The 17,536-nt window shown below is 34.6% G+C and carries 19 protein-coding genes and 2 tRNA genes; 8 read left to right on the top strand and 13 right to left on the bottom strand.

Features of this window, described 5'->3' with window-relative positions:
- The first annotated feature begins 9 nt into the window (after positions 1 to 9).
- From MR054_RS09395 to MR054_RS09385, 3 genes are all read left to right on the top strand, one after another.
- Positions 10 to 681 carry a Crp/Fnr family transcriptional regulator gene (locus tag MR054_RS09395; protein ID WP_242157997.1) on the top strand — a complete coding sequence of 224 codons (672 nt, stop codon included), beginning with the start codon at positions 10 to 12 and terminating at the stop codon, positions 679 to 681.
- A 124-nt stretch (positions 682 to 805) separates the two neighbouring features.
- Positions 806 to 1,378, top strand: coding sequence for a TlpA family protein disulfide reductase (locus MR054_RS09390; protein WP_242157652.1), 573 nt, complete (start codon positions 806 to 808; stop codon positions 1,376 to 1,378).
- Between the two features lie 68 nt (positions 1,379 to 1,446).
- Positions 1,447 to 2,403 (top strand): D-2-hydroxyacid dehydrogenase, encoded by a 957-nt coding sequence (locus MR054_RS09385; RefSeq protein ID WP_242157996.1) that lies wholly within the window; start codon positions 1,447 to 1,449, stop codon positions 2,401 to 2,403.
- On the opposite strand, the gene MR054_RS09380 is transcribed toward MR054_RS09385, so the two are convergent.
- The 5 genes from MR054_RS09380 to MR054_RS09360 are packed head-to-tail and all read right to left on the bottom strand — an operon-like array spanning position 2,393 to position 6,807.
- Positions 2,393 to 3,091, bottom strand: coding sequence for a lycopene cyclase domain-containing protein (locus tag MR054_RS09380; RefSeq protein WP_242157651.1), 699 nt, complete (start codon positions 3,089 to 3,091; stop codon positions 2,393 to 2,395). The genes MR054_RS09385 and MR054_RS09380 overlap by 11 nt on opposite strands.
- 3 nt (positions 3,092 to 3,094) lie before the next feature.
- The gene (locus tag MR054_RS09375) at positions 3,095 to 3,544 is read right to left on the bottom strand and encodes a sterol desaturase family protein (RefSeq protein ID WP_242085069.1); all 450 of its coding nucleotides are present in this window, start codon (positions 3,542 to 3,544) and stop codon (positions 3,095 to 3,097) included.
- 9 nt (positions 3,545 to 3,553) lie between these two features.
- Positions 3,554 to 4,393, bottom strand: coding sequence for a phytoene/squalene synthase family protein (locus tag MR054_RS09370; protein ID WP_242085068.1), 840 nt, complete (start codon positions 4,391 to 4,393; stop codon positions 3,554 to 3,556).
- Positions 4,390 to 5,862, bottom strand: a complete 1,473-nt coding sequence (locus MR054_RS09365) for a phytoene desaturase family protein (RefSeq protein WP_242157650.1) — start codon at positions 5,860 to 5,862, stop codon at positions 4,390 to 4,392. Before MR054_RS09365 ends, MR054_RS09370 begins: the two co-directional genes overlap by 4 nt.
- Before the next feature lie 45 nt (positions 5,863 to 5,907).
- Entirely contained in the window at positions 5,908 to 6,807 is a 900-nt protein-coding gene (locus MR054_RS09360; RefSeq protein ID WP_242085066.1) for a MerR family transcriptional regulator, read from the bottom strand.
- Between the two features lie 244 nt (positions 6,808 to 7,051).
- On the opposite strand from MR054_RS09360, the gene MR054_RS09355 reads away from it, so the two are divergent.
- Positions 7,052 to 9,319, top strand: a complete 2,268-nt coding sequence (locus MR054_RS09355) for a tetratricopeptide repeat protein (RefSeq protein ID WP_242157649.1) — start codon at positions 7,052 to 7,054, stop codon at positions 9,317 to 9,319.
- Positions 9,320 to 9,333: 14 nt separating this feature from the next.
- On the opposite strand, the gene MR054_RS09350 is transcribed toward MR054_RS09355, so the two are convergent.
- Both MR054_RS09350 and MR054_RS09345 read right to left on the bottom strand, forming a co-directional pair.
- Positions 9,334 to 9,418: transfer RNA gene (locus tag MR054_RS09350), tRNA-Leu, on the bottom strand.
- A 56-nt stretch (positions 9,419 to 9,474) separates the two neighbouring features.
- Positions 9,475 to 9,550, bottom strand: a tRNA-Lys gene (locus MR054_RS09345).
- Between the two features lie 133 nt (positions 9,551 to 9,683).
- Here MR054_RS09345 and MR054_RS09340 point away from each other — a divergent pair.
- Positions 9,684 to 10,205 carry a shikimate kinase gene (locus MR054_RS09340; RefSeq protein WP_242085063.1) on the top strand — a complete coding sequence of 174 codons (522 nt, stop codon included), beginning with the start codon at positions 9,684 to 9,686 and terminating at the stop codon, positions 10,203 to 10,205.
- On the opposite strand, the gene MR054_RS09335 is transcribed toward MR054_RS09340, so the two are convergent.
- The gene (locus MR054_RS09335) at positions 10,197 to 10,700 is read right to left on the bottom strand and encodes a phosphoribosyltransferase family protein (protein WP_242157648.1); all 504 of its coding nucleotides are present in this window, start codon (positions 10,698 to 10,700) and stop codon (positions 10,197 to 10,199) included. The genes MR054_RS09340 and MR054_RS09335 overlap by 9 nt on opposite strands.
- A gap of 28 nt (positions 10,701 to 10,728) precedes the next feature.
- Positions 10,729 to 11,100 carry an RNA-binding S4 domain-containing protein gene (locus MR054_RS09330; protein WP_242085058.1) on the bottom strand — a complete coding sequence of 124 codons (372 nt, stop codon included), beginning with the start codon at positions 11,098 to 11,100 and terminating at the stop codon, positions 10,729 to 10,731.
- Positions 11,101 to 11,181: 81 nt separating this feature from the next.
- On the opposite strand from MR054_RS09330, the gene MR054_RS09325 reads away from it, so the two are divergent.
- Positions 11,182 to 12,228 (top strand): FKBP-type peptidyl-prolyl cis-trans isomerase, encoded by a 1,047-nt coding sequence (locus MR054_RS09325; protein WP_242157647.1) that lies wholly within the window; start codon positions 11,182 to 11,184, stop codon positions 12,226 to 12,228.
- 28 nt (positions 12,229 to 12,256) lie between these two features.
- Here MR054_RS09325 and MR054_RS09320 read toward each other — a convergent pair whose 3' ends face one another.
- Positions 12,257 to 12,925, bottom strand: a complete 669-nt coding sequence (locus MR054_RS09320) for a 3'-5' exonuclease (protein WP_242157646.1) — start codon at positions 12,923 to 12,925, stop codon at positions 12,257 to 12,259.
- Positions 12,926 to 14,845, bottom strand: coding sequence for a DUF294 nucleotidyltransferase-like domain-containing protein (locus MR054_RS09315; RefSeq protein WP_242157645.1), 1,920 nt, complete (start codon positions 14,843 to 14,845; stop codon positions 12,926 to 12,928). It lies immediately after the preceding gene.
- A gap of 177 nt (positions 14,846 to 15,022) precedes the next feature.
- Here MR054_RS09315 and MR054_RS09310 point away from each other — a divergent pair, with 177 nt between their 5' ends.
- On the top strand, positions 15,023 to 15,613 hold the full coding sequence (locus MR054_RS09310) for a Crp/Fnr family transcriptional regulator (protein ID WP_242085054.1): 591 nt from the start codon (positions 15,023 to 15,025) through the stop codon (positions 15,611 to 15,613).
- Between the two features lie 105 nt (positions 15,614 to 15,718).
- Complete coding sequence (locus MR054_RS09305; protein WP_242157644.1) at positions 15,719 to 16,291, top strand: YceI family protein; 573 nt, start codon at positions 15,719 to 15,721, stop codon at positions 16,289 to 16,291.
- A gap of 124 nt (positions 16,292 to 16,415) precedes the next feature.
- Here the strand turns inward: MR054_RS09305 and MR054_RS09300 are convergent, their stop codons facing one another.
- Complete coding sequence (locus tag MR054_RS09300) at positions 16,416 to 17,132, bottom strand: YebC/PmpR family DNA-binding transcriptional regulator (RefSeq protein WP_242085052.1); 717 nt, start codon at positions 17,130 to 17,132, stop codon at positions 16,416 to 16,418.
- An 84-nt stretch (positions 17,133 to 17,216) separates the two neighbouring features.
- Positions 17,217 to 17,507 (bottom strand): 4a-hydroxytetrahydrobiopterin dehydratase, encoded by a 291-nt coding sequence (locus MR054_RS09295; protein ID WP_242157643.1) that lies wholly within the window; start codon positions 17,505 to 17,507, stop codon positions 17,217 to 17,219.
- Between the last annotated feature and the right edge of the window lie 29 nt (positions 17,508 to 17,536).

The raw sequence follows: 17,536 nt of genomic DNA, 5'->3' as shown, positions 1-17,536 counted from the left end.
TTAAATGTGATGAAACCCCTTTGGTTTTTCGATGATGTTAATCTTTTTAAGGCTTTGTGTCCACACAAATTTAAAGCCTATAAATCTTCCCATAATTTTGGCACGTATAAAAAGAAAGATTATATATACTTTGAAGCGGATTCAGCAAATAAGGTATATCTTATAGAAAGAGGAAAAGTTAAAATTGGATACTATAATGAAGATGGTACAGAGGTGGTTAAGGCCATTTTAACACGAGGTGATTTATTTGGGGAAACAGCCATTTTAGGTGAATCCAAAAGAGAGGAGTTTGCCCAATCCATTGATAACGCCACGAGCATATGCCCAATAGGAGTAGAAACCATGTATACCTTAATGAGGAATAATGAGACCTTTAGTTTTAAAATATATAAATTTATTGGGTTCAAATTAAAAAGACTGGAAAGACGAATACAGCTTTTATTATTCAAAGATGCAAAGACCCGATTAGTGGAGTTTTTGGAAGAACTTTGTGCAGATTATGGTTACGACTGCCAAAAAACCGGTGATAAGGTAATACGACATCCTTATACCCAAAAGGATATAGCTTGCTTAATAGGAACCTCAAGACCTACCTTAAATGTGTTGATGCATAAACTTAAAGAAGAAAACATTATTGAGTTTAATAGAAAGGAAATAAGGATTCATAAGACTATGGCTTAATTAACATCCAGGGTTTAATTTTAAAAACTTTGAAAATCATTTGAAGATAATCCTTACGAGGCTGATTTGTTTTCTAATTTTGTATGCGGCCACTTTTTTTCCCGACCCATGATAATTTTAATATATGCGTTATCCTAAATTCAAACTAAAGGATTTATTGTACTTGGCAATAGTAGCCATTTTAGTGATTCCACAAACACGACGTCCTGTTCAAGTTTTTATAAATAAAGGCCCGGCACTTTTTGGCCCATCTGTGTTACCACCAGATAATCAGCATCAATTAGCAAACTATCATTGGATTCTTGAAAAAGATAATGGAGATATTTTTAATTTTAAAGATACAAAAGGAAGAGTGGTGCTGATAAATTTTTGGGCAACTTGGTGTCCACCATGTATAGCCGAAATGCCAAGCTTCCAAAAGCTGTATAATGATTTTCAAAATGAAATGGAATTTGTTATGGTATCCAATGACAAATTTGAAACCATTAAACCATATTTACTTAAAAACAACTATACGTTTCCCGTATACAGACCCCTGTCTGACTTTAGTGATCAGCTTAACGTTACCAGTATTCCTAGAACATTTTTAATTGACAAAAGTGGTAACGTTGTCATCGATAAGACTGGTGTTTCTAATTGGAACAGTAAAGTCGTTAGAAATGTTATTAATGAACTCATAACTGACAAGGAGGAATAATTTTGAAAAGCCATTTATCTTTTGTTAGTTTACCTGAACCAATTTAAATAATTAATATTTTGAAAATAGTGGTATTAGATGGATATACCCTAAATCCAGGGGACTTATCTTGGCAAGATTTAGAACAATTTGGTGATTTAACTATTTATGATAGGACAGCATATGATAATATGACTATTATACAAAACATAGCCGATGCCGAAATTGTTTTTACCAATAAAACGCCATTACCAGAAGAGGTTTTAATTAAAACGAAGCATATCAAATACATTGGTGTTCTGGCTACTGGTTATAATGTAGTCGATATTGAAGTGGCAAAAAAGTTAGGGATAATAGTTACGAATGTACCTGCTTATAGCACGGCGGCTGTTGCACAATTTACTATGGCTTTGTTATTGGAAATGTGTCATCATGTCGGGTCCCATAATACGGCCGTTAAGGAGGGATTATGGTCCAGTTCATTGGATTTTTGTTTTTGGAAACATCCACTAATCGAATTACAGGGTAAGACTATTGGAATTATTGGATTTGGGCGTATTGGTCAAGCTACCGCCAGATTGGCCCAAGCATTTGGGTTGATGGTTTTGATTTATAGCAGACGCAGAGAACCAGAAGCGGAAACTGAGTATTGCACCTTTGTAGATCTAGAGGAGTTATTAGCAAAATCGGATATTATTAGTTTACATTGCCCACTTTCAGAAAGTACGCAGGGTATTATTAACATGAATAATATTAATAAGATGAAAGATGGTGTGATGATTATAAACACCTCCAGAGGAGGATTGGTAGTAGAAAAAGATTTAAGTCGTGCGCTTAAATCTGGAAAAGTCTATAGTGCTGCAGTTGATGTTGTGTCATCTGAGCCAATCGGTTTGGATAACCCATTGTTAAAAGCAAAAAATTGCATTATTACTCCACATATTGCTTGGGCGCCATTGGAATCCAGACAGCGTTTAATGGACGTAGCCATAAAAAATCTGGAAGCTTATTTGAATGGTACTCCGGTTCACGTGGTTAATTTTTAGGATTATTAAAACGTTTTTGAATGTGATTCATGACAAACAGGTTTAACAAAATAAGTGTAAATGCATATACGGTATCTTCAATAGGTATGGAAAACAATCTCATATTTAAATTTTCAGAATTATTGTACCAAACCACCTCATTTTCAATAAAACTTCCCGTTAAAACACCGTTAACAATAAAAAAAGGGATAAGCATCACCAAAAAAGTAAGATAAAAACTGCGAAGAAGTTGCATATTATTTCTTGTGACCAATAACAATATAAATATTGCTAAAGTGAAATTACATAGGGTATACCATTTATTGTAATAATATATCGACAGAATGGCTAAAATGGAAAGGATACTATAGCTAATCATTCGTGTATAACTTTTTGGAAGCAACATGTTTGGAAAATAAAACAAAAGCGCATAATGAGTAAATACACAGGCATAGGGAATACAAATAAAGAACAACCACTCTTCTATGGGTAAACTAAGAAAAGTAATCCCCATAAAATAGGAACTGTTAAAGCCCCAAATGCCATTGATGGTAAAAATAATGTCCCAAGGAATAAAAATGCACATTCCTACCAAAATTCCAATAAAAATGGCTTTCCATTTTTTGTAAAACTTTAGCTTTGGATGGAAACTAAAAATAAGGGGAATGGATAAAGAGCCTAAGTTCAACAATAAATATAAATAGCTCATTCACTATTTTTTAAAATATTTAAAGGGGACAAAAAGCATCCCAAAGCATTCGCCATCTGCTTTACCTAGGTGTTTATGGTGTATTTTGTGGGCTCGTCTAATCCCTTTAGCATACCAGTTGTTTACATTCCTAAAGATTTTAAACCTTTGATGTATAAAAATATCGTGAACAATAAAATAAGATACACCATATGAAAAAATACCAAGTCCTATAGGTAATCCCGGCCAAAAATCTTTAAACTCCCACAGCAATAGGAAACCAATGCTAACAACGGCATAAAACAGAAAAAATGTATCGTTACGTTCAAACCAACTGTCATGGTCTTTATGATGGTGGTCTTTGTGTAAATGCCATAGAAAGCCATGCATTATATATTTATGAGTAAACCATGCCATAAACTCCATAAAACAATATGCGGCCAAAAAGACAAGAATCCAATATAAGGTGCCCATGGTGTTAATTTACATTAAATTTAATTGATATTTTACGTAACTGCGCATTAATAATTCAATTTTTTTATGATTTGAAACTCTAATACGTGAGTTCTTAATTTGTAATGCAGGTGTTTTTTTTAGTTTTTTCAATAATTGCCTATAATACCTATATGCCATAAAAACGCCAAATTTAGCTTCGATAGGCAATTTCTTTATGCCTATCAGACCTTTTTCAAAGTCCCTTTCAATGTCCTCTATAATAGCATATTTTGAGGCTTCATCCAAATTATTTAAATCGGTATTTGGGAAATAGGTTCTATTTAATCCCTCGAAATCGGCTTTCAAATCTCTTAAAAAGTTTACCTTTTGGAAGGCCGAACCCAGAGACATAGCTGTTTCCTTTAATTCTTCATACTTTTTAAAATCACCTTTAACAAAGACTTTTAAACACATTAGGCCGACGACATCAGCGGATCCATAAATATAATTTTTATATTCGTCGTCTGTTAAATAAACTGATTTATGCAAATCCATACGCATGCTATTCATAAAGGCATCAACCAGTTCCCTATCAATACTATATTTGTGAAACGTGTGTTGAAAGGCATTTAAAATAGGGTTTAAGCTAATTTTATCCCTAAGTGCCGCATCAAGATCATTCGAAAACTTTTCAAACAATTCTTCTTTGTTATAATGGTGAAAGGAATCCACAATTTCATCAGCCAATCTGACGAAGCCATAAATATTGTAGATATCCATTCTAATGGATTTATACAGCATTTTTGTGGCCAAAGTAAAGGACGTGCTGTAGGTTTTTGTTACTAACCTACTGCAATCGTAAGAAACTGAATCAAAAAGCGTTTTCATAATATTACTTTATGGTGTTTAATAACTAAATCTGCCACCAGTTTTCCTGAAATGAGCGAAGGTGGAACACCTGGCCCAGGTACTGTAAGTTGTCCGGTAAAAAAGAGGTTGTCCACTTTTTTACTTTTTAACTTGGGTCTTAAAAATGCGGTTTGCATTAAGGTATTGGCCATACCATATGCATTTCCCTTAAAGGAATTGTAGTCATTAATAAAATCATTAATGCAAAAGGATTCTTTGAAAATAATATGGTTTACAATCTTTTGCGAAGTCAAATCTTCGAACCGTTTCATTATTTTATCAAAGTATTGAGATCTCAGTTCAACGGTATCTTCTAACCCTGGGGCGAGAGGAATTAAAAAAATCCCTGCTTCTTTGCCATTAGGAGCTGAGTGAGGGTCTGTTTTACTAGGGAAACTCGCATAAAATAATGGATTATCAGGCCATTTGGGATGGTCATAAATTGCTTCGGCATGGGAATCAAAATCCGTGTCGAAAAATAGGGTATGATGATTAACATTTATCAATTTCTTGTCAAAACCTACATAAAAGAGTAAGGAGGAGGGTGCAAATACTTTCTTGTTCCAATAGCCCTCGGTATATTGTCTATACTTTTTGTCGAGCAACTGCTCTGAATGATGATAATCGGCACCACTAATTACGATGTCAGAATGAAAGACCTGACCCTTGGAAATAACTCCTTTAGCTGTTCTGTTTTCTATAATAATTTTTTCAATAGGGTGTTCGGTCTTAATGTTTACCCCTAATTCCTGAGCCATACTTTGAAGAGCTAAAATAACTTCGTACATCCCTTTTAGGGGATGGAAAGTGCCTAAGCCAAAGTCGGCATAATTCATAAAATTATAAAAAGAGGGTGTATCACTAGGTTTGGCTCCCAGGAACAAAACTGGAAACTCAAGAATTTTAACCAATCTATCATTTGCAAATGCTTTTCTAACATCTTTTTTAATGGTACTGTAAAATTGATTAAGCCTTAGTAAGGTTGTCGGTGTAATTAATTCTAAAGGGGAGACGCCAGGATTATAAACCAAATCCTTAATAGCTATATCGTAGTTTTTTTTTGCAGAATTAATAAACCTTTTGAGTGCTTTTGAACTTCCGGGCTCTTCATTTTCAAATGCGATACAAATTTTTTCCAAAGTATCACCAATGGTTATGCAGTCGTTTTTTCCGAAGTAGACAGAATATGCCGGATTTAATTTTTCTAAGGCATAATAGTCAGAAGGGCTTTTATCAAAATCAGAAAAAAATCTTTCAAAAACATCGGGCATCCAATACCATGTTGGTCCGATATCAAACGTAAACCCCTCTTTTTTTAACTGTCTCGCTCGGCCCCCTATGTCTTTGTTTTTTTCAAATACGGTTACCTCAAAACCGGCTTTTGCTAAATAGCATGAAGCCGCTAGTGATGAAAACCCTGAACCGATTATGGAAATATTATTTTTCAAATGTTTAACAAATATAAAATAAAGTTAAACAAAAATAAAGGATTTTTAAAATTCTTTAACTAAATTTTCTATAGAACTGTATGTGGCTATTCTTTTAGGTAGGTTCATTACATCCAGCCCGGCTAATTTCGGACCGAGAACCATGAGCTTGGTATTATGGTTTGTAAGTAAACTTTCATTAAAATTAACCAGGTATTCTATTATTTTATCCGTTTCGGGATAAACGGTAAAATAAGTAATAAAAGTAATATCTTCAAAAAATTCATGTAAATCTGTTAAACTTTCCATTGGAACACTTTCCCCCAGAAAAATGGTATGATATCCTTTACTTCGTAACTGGTAATTGATGAATAATAGACCAATATCATGAATTTCCTGTTCAGGTAAAAACAGAACATAAGTCTTAGTCGTCGGTTTTGGCTCTAAACTTTGCAACCTTTCAATATTTAAAAGTATTTTCTGTTTGATATGAACGGATAAAAAATGTTCATGAGCCGGTGTAATGGTATTGGTTTGCCAAAGCAGTCCGATATCGTTGAGCAACGGTAAAAACACAGAATAAAATATGTCGCTAAATGATTTGGTTTGTATTAAGCTGTTATAGGTGTTATAAAACAATACCTGATCAAAATTTATCATGGCCATTTTAAGGGCATTTATGGCATGATCCTCTACTTTTGATCTAGAGGCTATTTCCCTAACGGCTACAGGGATTTCATCTTCTTTTAAACTTGCAATTTTCGAAATTTTAAACCCGTTGTTATTGAGGTAGGAAATATTTAATAACTTTTGTAGGCTAGCCAAACTATAGTTTCTTATATTGGTTTCAGTCCTGTTGGGACTGAGTAAACTATAACGTTTTTCCCATATTCTAATGGTATGCGCTTTAATTCCTGTAAGATTTTCTAAATCTTTAATGCTAAAATTAACTTGAATATTGTTCATGTATTTTACGTAAATATTAAACAATATTACATAATTTTATTTATATAACCATGACATTATTAATAAAGCTACATATTTAGATATTTTTTAACACCTTAAAATATTCTTGACTAACAATTTTTGAAACACCATTTAAAGGCAATATTTTTAACTAACTTAGCGATTTAATCATCATACATTTGATATCATGCGGTGTAGTAGAAGTTTAAAATTAGCATAATTATTTGATTATAAATTAAATACATTGACGAAAATTATTTTAAGATTTAATGGTATACCGTATTGTTTTGCTGTATTGTTTTTGATTTTCCATTCGTGTATCAATAAAAAATCAGATTATGTGGATGTATCAGAGCAGGACAAAAAAAGATTCACATCATCCACTCTAATACCAGACAGTCATTTTTTAGGTGACCAGGTGTGTCAGTCATGTCATTCTCAAGAATTTGAGGATTGGAAAGATTCTCATCATGATAAAGCCATGGCTATTGCATCAGATTCAACTGTTCTAGGAGATTTTAGTAGTGTTACGTTTCGCAGTCAGGGTGTGACCTCCCATTTTTTTACGAGGGGTAATGCCTATTATGTGAATACCGAAGGTCCGGATGGTAATAATCATGACTATAAAATAGAATACACTTTTGGTATTGAACCGCTTCAACAATATATTGTGAAGTTTCCAAACGGACGGTACCAATGTTTAAGAACAGCATGGGATACTAAAAAAAATAAGTGGTTCGATTTGTATCCGGATTTTAAAATTATACACTCAGAGTGGTTGCACTGGTCCAGAGGGGGATTAAATTGGAATAATATGTGTTCGGATTGCCACTCCACTAATGTTAGAAAAAACTTTAAAGAAGAAACACAGAGTTATAATACCCAATATGCGCTTATTAATGTGAGTTGTGAGGCGTGTCATGGACCAGGAAAGACACATGTGGAACGTGCTGAAAACCTGGGTTCGGATTATAAGGTTACAAATGACTTAAAAATGGTTCCTGGCACTAATTCAAAACTTTTGGTCGATCAATGTGCACGTTGCCATATGCGCAGGGAGCAGATTTCAGAATTCTATAATTTTGAGGGCACTTTGTTGGATCATTATTTTCCGCAATTGATTGTAGAAAATATTTATTATCCGGATGGTCAAATTTTGGATGAAGATTATGTTTACGGTTCATTTATTCAAAGTAAAATGTACCATAATGAGGTGACCTGTACCAATTGCCATAATCCGCATTCCCTTAAACTTAAGTTTGTGGGGAATGCCCTTTGTACGCAATGTCATGTTCCAGAAAATTACGATACCGTTAATCACCATTTCCATCCTATGAATACCGAAAGTTCCGCATGTATTAATTGTCACATGACGGGGAAATTTTATATGGGTAATGATTTTAGGCGGGATCATAGTTTTAGAATCCCAAGACCGGATCAAAGTCTTAAGTACGATACGCCTAATGCCTGTACCAAATGTCATGATAACAAAGATGACCAGTGGGCTTGGGATAATTACCTCCGACTTTATGGAGAACCTAAGAACAAACACTTTTCGGATTTACTGATTCCTGGATTACGAGTGGAACCGGATGGGTATAACCATTTGTTGGAATTGGCTAAAGATACTGTTTATCCCGATATGGCCAGAGCATCTGCAGTTAGAGGGATGGTGAATTATTCCGGGCCTCAGGTCGTGGATGATATGTTGCGCTTTCTAAAAGATGAGTCTCCTTTGGTTAAGGGAGCCACCTTAGATGCATTAGGCGAAATAAACACCTCTGATTATGTGAATTATTTTTTACCACTATTAAATGATGAAAAACGTGCAGTCCGGGTAAAAGCTTTTTTTGCTCTTGCACCATTAGATGTGTCGTTAGTTCCTGAACATTATAAACAGGTGTACAATGACGTGAAGAAGGAATTTGAAACCAGTTTAAAAGTGACTGCAGATTTCGTTGGAGGCAAAGTTAAAGAAGCTGATTATTTTCTTAAAAAGGGCGATTTAGACCGGGCTATAAAAGGCTACGAAGATGCGTTAAATATAGATAATACAAACAATATCGTGAGGACTAATTTGGCCAACTTGTACTATAGGAACAATAATTTTGAAAGTGCAGAAGAGGCATTTATAACGATTATTGAACAAGAACCGGAATATGGTCAAACTTACTATTCATATGGGTTGTTGTTAGCCGAATTAAATAGGGTTAAAGATGCAATTGTTCAAATGGAATTGGCTATAAAGTTTATGCCTGATAATGTTAGACCATATTACAATTTGAGCTTATTGTACGATAAAGCCGATGATTTAAAAAAGGCAGAATCTATTGCTGTTCAGGGCTTGAAAAAAGCACCTCAAAATGAAAGTATGCTATATATATTGGCCTATATATATTCCAAAGGCAATCAATTAGAAAAAGCTAAAAACATAGCCAGACGATTGGTTGATTTGTATCCAAATAACCCGGATTACAGAACATTTTATAATCAGCTAAATGCCAGACAGTAAAGAAAATCGTTAAGTGCGCACGAGAAGATTCGAACTTCCACATCCTAAACGGATACTGGCCCCTCAAGCCAGCGCGTCTACCAATTCCGCCACGTGCGCATTCTGTGAAGTCTGCTAAAATAAAAAAAGTCAAGCAAAAAAGCTTAACTTTTTTTTGGTGACCGGGCTGGGGCTCGAACCCAGGACCCTCTCCTTAAAAGGGAGATGCTCTACCAACTGAGCTACCCGGTCTCAGGCATTATCCTGCTTAATGCGGGTGCAAATATATAATGTTTAATTAATAAAACAATGCTTTTTTTTAATAAATTTTCGTTTTTTTGTACCGTTTTAAACGGTACTTTTACGTTCAATTTATACCCGTAATATGATAATAATTTTGATAGGATATATGGCGTCAGGGAAGTCAACTTTGGGAAAAATTTTGGCAAAAAAACTAACTTATGAATTTATTGATTTAGATGAATATATAGAGATTCAGGAAAAATTGACAGTTAAAAATATTTTTAAAACAAAGGGAGAACTTTATTTTAGAAAAGCAGAGACTTTCTATCTCGGTGAATTACTGAACACGAAAAATAATATTGTGTTATCCTTGGGAGGAGGTACACCCTGTTATGGAAATAATATGGAGATGATTTTGCAGTCAGACCTCGTTAAAAGTTTTTATTTAAAAGCCTCATTACCTCACCTGGTGGATAAGCTAAAAGAAAAAAAGAATAGTCGTCCTTTAATTTCACATCTCGAAACAGAGGAGGAACTGATGGAATTTATAGGGAAGCATTTGTTCGAGCGATCACCATATTACGAGATGGCACACATTAAGGTTTCCGTGGATGATAAATCTAAAAAGGAAATTATTAAAGAGTTACAGTCCTTCTTAGTCTAAATAAGCTCCAAATGTTCGGCCTTCTAAAATGACATTTACTTGTTCGTGTAATGAGGTAGATAAAGAGATGCCTTTAAAATCTGCTTTCACCGGATATTTTTTGTGGTTTCTATTAACCAAAACAGCCGTTTTAAATTGTTTTAAAGGGACTTCCAAAAAATGTTTGACCCCATAGATTAACGTTGATCCTGAATTCAGGACATCATCAACAAGAACTAGAGATTTGTTGATATAATTGGAAGCGGGTATAGACGTTTTTATTTCATTTCTGGGATGTTTTTTATCGATGTGTACTTCACAAAGTATGGGTTTAATTTTAGAAATAGTTTCAATCATGTCCTTTAATTTTTTCGCAAATACGATCCCATTACTTGCAATACCTGCTATAATGATTTCATTTTCATCGATATTACTTTCATAAATTTGATAAGCAATACGTCTAATTTTATTATTAATGTCATCGTGGGTTAAAATCACGTTATTTTTAAGGGTCATAAAACTACATTTAAATTAATGCATAAAATTACTCATTTTCACTTGTAAAATCGTCAATATCCCTTCTATCTTTTTTGGAAGGTCTTCCAACCCCTTTTTTGCGATAGTAACTTTTCGTATATTTTAACAGTTCTTGAGCTTCAAAGGCGTCACGGGGGGTTGTATCTGTTCTATAAATGTCTACTAATTTGGCACCAACCCGACTATCTGGAATATCATTTATGGTAAGTGAATAATTTATTTGATCCTTGCGAAGTTGAATTTTATCCTGTGGATAAACCTCCCGACTGGGTTTAACAATATCTTGATTGACCCGTACATGGCCTTTTTTACAGGCCGCCGTTGCCAGGGACCGTGTCTTAAAATACCTAACACACCATAAATACTTATCTATCCGCATAACATTTCGTCTAAAAACTACGTTAATGTTGTTGTGCAAAATTATATTTAAATTGTATCTTGCGCCCCAAAAATAATAATAATGAAACTAGAAAAGTTAGGTTTATTTATTGTAAGTGCACTTTTGGTGGCTTATTCCTGTAAGAAGGACGATGGAGGAAGTAATGTTACTCCTGTGGAGTTAAGGGATAGGACCGAACAAGAAGCAGCAGATAACGACTCACTTCAAAAATATTTAAACCATCATTATTATAATTCCGAAATGCTGGCAGGATTATCAGACCCCAGTATTTCTGATATTGTTATTTCCAAATTGGAAGATGGCGAAACCTTACCTGCCGGACATACCATGCTTAAGCCGGTTGTAGATTCTATTCAAGTGACTTATGCGAATACCGACTATAAAATTTACGTGCTTAAACTCAATCAGGGTGGAGGGGGAAAAAAACCGACATTTGCAGATAACGTTCGATTATTTTATGAAGGTTTTTTGTTTGATGGCAGTGTTTTTGACAGTGCGAGTACCCCGGTAGATTTTGACCTTGTTAACCTTATTCCGGGATGGAGGAAAGTAATTCCTACATTTAATGTTTCGGAATCTTTTATTGAATTAGGTGATGGTACCATAGATTATGTGAACGGTGGTTTAGGGGTTATGTTTTTACCTTCCGGTTTGGCTTATTTTGCAAATGCCACATCAGGAATCCCGGCCTATTCGCCTATTAATTTTAAGTTTGAATTGGTCCAGGCCTTCGTGAATGATCATGATAATGATGGTATTCCCTCTTATTTGGAAGACTTGAATGATGATGGAGAGTTTACAGTGAATTTTGAGGACTTAACAGATGCCACTGATGATGACACTGACGGGAACTCAATACCGGATTATTTTGACAATGATGATGACGGAGATGGAGTTTTAACAATTAACGAAATTATAAGTAAAACCTACGATAATAACGGAATGGGTTATGCTACCAGAGAAGAGGTTGAGGCCTTGCCATTTGCTGATAATGAAATTTTAATACATGTTATCGAAGACGGTAATGGAAACTATACAGGCATATCCGTATTATTTACAGACACAGATAATGATGGAACACCTGATTATTTAGATTCAGATAATTAAACCCTCTTAACGGAGAATACCACCTTTCTTATGTATTGAGCAAATAGCTCCAATTCAGATTTTGCCGTTTATCTAAACGGGCAATTATTTTTAAATAGACCATAGCTGTCAATAGGGCATCACCTGTAGCCGTATGTCTATCAACAATAGGGACGTTCAATTCTGTACATAAATCGTCTAGGGTATAATGTTTTTTTAGGGTATCGCGATAAATAATGTGTTTAGATTTCGCAAATAAGACTCCTGTGTCTATACATTCATTTTTTAATGTTCCCAAACCATTCCTCGATAACATCTGATTTATCATGCCGTAATCGAAAGCTGAATGATGCGCTATTAAAATCGTGTTCTGGATATAATTTAGAAAAGACTCAATGGCTTCCATTTCGGTATGTTTTTGTACATGTCCGGTTTTTAAGATACCGTGTATTTTAACGGAATCCGGATTGAATACCTTTTGGTACACAAAGAGTTCCAAAGTATTGTTTACCTCAATAGTCTTATGTTTAATCGACACGGCACCAATGGATAATATTCGGTCTTTTATTTTATTGAAACCCGTAGTTTCGGTATCGAAGGCGATAAAACGAGTGTCCGATATGGCAGCCTTTGAAATGGAATCGAATCGATCAACATAATCTTTCCAAAACTGGGGATGGGTATCCTTATACTTCTTTTTAAACCAATTAAAACCCATTTACATAAAGGTATTTATTTCAAACCGTAGCTTTAAGGATTCCTGAATACCGTTTAGAGGTTTAAAACAGCGTTTGAGTTTAAGTTTTTCCTCCTTGGTTAACTTTTCCAAATCAATAAATTTACTGGATTCGCCATTTAAAATACCCTGCTTGGTCTTAAATTTCAAAAGAGCCTTAAAGGCATAAGCACAAGATTCGAACAGTTCCTTATTTTCGGGCTCAAGTTCCGCCAATTTTTCAAAACGTTGATAGGTACTGTTAATACCTCTTACCTGTTTACTTAACACCAGTAAGCGTCCGGCATCAATTAATGGCATTAGGGCTCTCTTTTTAATATTGAACAATTCCTTATGTTCTCCATTTTGTTCGACAACAAACTGTTTAAAAAAACCAAGCGGAGGCGGGGTCTTAATGGCATCAGTGCACAGGTATTTAAAAAACAACGAGGTCTTTTCCAGTGATTCGTATATGGTATTGGTCAATTCCTTTTCCAAGTTATAATCTCCATATATTAGACTGTAATCAAAAAAAATGGACGATAATAAAACGGCTTTTTCATCCGGTTTAAGTATCCATTCTTTAAATTGCATTTTCCATTGAGATATCGATTTACACCAATTTGAATTACTGGCCATCATATCTGCCTCACAATATTCAAACCCTACTTTGTTCAACGTTTTGGTTACTAATTTGGCCAATTGTAAAAAATAATCCTGTGTTTTGGCATATTGTTTTTTAGGCACATCCTCAAATACGAGGGCATTATCCTGATCGGAAAATAATAGCTGTTCTTTTCTGCCTTGACTACCTAAGGCAAACCAAGAAAATTTTACAGGTGGTGGTGCAGGCATTTTTTTCAATGCAATCTCAATGGCACGAATGGTTACGGCTTCATTAATTTGTGAAATGACATCGATGATATGTGTTATAGGAATGTTTTGATTTAAGTAACTTTGAATCAGGGTATTGGCTTTTAATCTTGCCGCCCTTATTTTTTTAGTTCGCTCGGCCCGCTTTATTTCTTTAAGAATCGAGGTAGGATTATTTCCAAGGGTGGTAATAACGTCATGATGTGAAAGCACCCCAACAAGTTTAGAATTTGGACTTCCATCTTCTGTTATACCCAAATGGTTAATCCCATGTTTAATCATTTTTAATTGGCCATCAGCGAGTGTTAAATTCTTTTTACCGGTAATAACAGGAGCCGACATAACATTTGTAACCTTAGTATTAATAGGGTATTGTCCGGTGGCTATTTTGTTTTTTATATCGCTATTGGTTATTATACCAACAGGGTTTATGTTATCATTCACCACAATAATACAGCCTATTTTAAATTTACTCATTTTAATAGCGGCATTTTTTAAGGTTGCTTCGGCAGGACAATAAATAGGATTTTTAGTGTAATTGGCGGTTTGAAAATTTACCACATCATTGGAGTAATCGGGAAGGTAATCCACAAAGATTCTGGAATTTTCTTCAGCTGTGTAAGGGTCATAGGCACTTGAAGCAAGTGCAGTTACCAAATATTTGTAAACGTTAAGATTGTTCTTAGACGCAGCTTCAAAGGTGTTTATGGGTATGGCATAAACAATAGATTCTTCATTGGCAATGGCCGTAAGCTTATAATTTTCTTTGGTAATCAATGGCCGAACGCCAAAAACATCGCCGCCATCATTGATATTAACCAATCTTAAGGACTCGTCTGCATTGAGGTGATACAAACAAACCGATCCGTTGCGCACCATATAAAAGAAATCAGAGAATGGATCATCTTTTTTGTAAAGAACATCTCCTTTTTCCATATAAATGATATTAACCTTTAAAGCTATTTCCAGCAAAAGTTTTTTTTGAAGCATATTAAAAGGTGGATATTCCTTTAAAAAATTACTGACACGGTCGGCTATGGAATTGCTCATGAACTAGTTGTTATCGTCAGATGCGGATTAAGTTTGATCAAATAAAATAAGTTATAAATGTAAGAAATAATATGAGGTGACGAATTACAGAAATCGAGGTTTTTAAATAATTGTCTAGTAGAACCAAGCTAATATTTCTTATTTTAGTGACCGATGTTTTACTATTGAAATAATAGCATGAATTCTCAAAAAGTACAACCTTTACTAGATTATATAAGAAAGCATGTTACTCTTACCAAAGAAGAGGAAGATGTATTATTATCACATGTTACGTTTAGAAAATATTTAAAGGGACAATATATCGTTCAGCAGGGAGATGTGTGTAAATATGAATGCTATGTCCTTTCGGGGTGCACCAAAACATTTTATTTGGATGATGAAGGTCAAGAACACATTTTAATGTTTTCTATCGAAGATTGGTGGGCTGCAGACATGGGTAGTTTCATTACTCAAACCCCTGCCAATTTTAATGTGCAGTGCCTGGAAAACACCGAGTTGGTCATGTTCCCATATGAAACTATCGAAGAGCTTTATGCCAAAGTTCCAAAATTAGAGCGCTTTTTTAGACAGATTATTGAGAAAGCATTTGTTGCTTCCCAAAAAAGGATTGTTAGGAATTTTAGTTTAACGGCCAAGGAGCAATATATTTATTTCAGGGAACAATATCCCGAAATTGAACAACGTATTCCACAGTATATGATTGCATCTTACCTGGGTATAACCAAAGAATTTCTGAGTAAAATTAAAAGTCAACTGGCCCTTGAATAAAAGTTAATCTAGTTTAACTTTATTTTATAAACTACTTCATTTTTTATTGTTACGATACATACGATCTTTGTATTGGAATTACGTTTAAAATAAAAAAGTATAAAAATGAAAAATTTAGTTAAAGTATCTTTACTGATAGTCGCCTTTTTGGCATTTTCCTTTACAGGATTAAAAAGAGAAAAAAAGTTTATTAAAACAGATGACAGTCAAGTTGTTTGGAAAGGTTATAAAGTTACCGGTTCTCATCAAGGAACCATAGCTATTGAGTCTGGAGAGTTGGTCATGGAAGAAGGAGAACTTGTTGGAGGGGCTTTTGTAATTGATATGACTTCTATTGAGGTTACCGATTTACAAGGAGAGTATAAAGGAAAGTTAGAAGGTCATTTAAAGTCTGATGATTTTTTTGGAGTTGAAAATCACCCAACGGCATCATTAGTCTTTACTAAGGTAGAATCAAGTGGCAAAAACGCTTATGATGTGACGGGAGATTTGACCATTAAAAACATAACGCACCCCATATCGTTTACTATTTCCATCTATGGCAACAAAGCGACTGCCGCATTAAAAATTGACAGGTCGAAGTACAATGTAAAATATGGCTCAACCAGTTTTTTCGATAACTTGAAGGATAAGGCCATTTATGATGAATTCGATTTAGTAACAGATTTGCAGTTCTAATCGATAATCTAAAATTAAAAAGCGTTCAATAATTGAACGCTTTTTTTTTTGCGGTATACTTCCCATTTTGGTTCATATTTACTAAATGGTATTTTCTCTGGCTTTTTTCCCTTGTTATTGCATTTTATTCGGATTCCTCCATGGTGTGATAGACTTGCTGGACATCGTCGTCTTCTTCCAGTTTTTCAAGAAGTTTTTCTACGTCTTCAGCTTGATCCGGAGATAATTTTTTAGTAACCTGTGGAATTCTCTCAAAACCGGATGACAATATTTCGATATCGCGTTTTTCCAGTTCTGCCTGAATGGCACCAAAGCTTTCGAATGGAGCATATATTAAAATCCCATCATCGTCTACAAAAACCTCTTCTGCTCCATAGTCAATGAATTCCAGTTCTAATTCTTCAGGATCTAACCCATCTCCATTTATTCTAAAATTGCAGGTGTGGTCAAACATAAATACCACCGAACCCGAAGTGCCCAAGCTACCGTCACATTTATTAAAATAACTTCGAACATTAGCAACAGTCCTGGTGTTATTATCTGTAGCGGTTTCAACTAAAACAGCAATACCGTGAGGGGCGTATCCTTCGAAAACAACTTCCTTGTAATCTCCTTGACTTTTATCCGAAGCACGCTTAATAGCCCTTTCAATATTGTCCTTTGGCATGTTTACCGACTTGGCATTCTGGATCACCGCACGCAACCTGGAATTACTATCCGGATCTGGTCCACCTTCTTTTACAGCCATTACTATATCTTTACCAATGCGGGTAAAGGCTTTACTCATGGCCGACCAACGTTTTAATTTTCGGGCTTTTCTAAATTCAAAAGCTCTTCCCATAGTTTAAAATGTTAATTTATTTTTTTATTGAAACCATTACACCCCGGCGAAATTAAAAATGATTTTATTGGGCACCAAATAAAATTAATCTTCCGGCTCTACAATCAATTCAATGGCTTCGGCGAGTTTAAAATCTTTTTCGGAAACTCCACCTACATGATGTGTGGAGAGGGAAATGGTTAAAACATTATACACATTACTCCAATTGGGATGGTGATTTAAAGCTTCGCATTCAAATGCTATGCGACTCATTGCACTAAAACAGTCTTTAAAATTTTCAAATTCAAATTCTACATGAATGGCTTGGTCATAATATTCCCAATCCGGAAATTGGAGTAATCTTTTTTCAATGTCTTGTTCGGAAAGCTTGCTCATAATTTATTATTTAGTATTCAGTATGTAAC

This window comes from Aestuariivivens sediminis, from assembly GCF_022662105.1.
GTDB classification, from domain to species: Bacteria; Bacteroidota; Bacteroidia; order Flavobacteriales; family Flavobacteriaceae; genus Aestuariivivens; species Aestuariivivens sediminis.
This window is presented reverse-complemented; position numbering and strand designations above follow the sequence as displayed.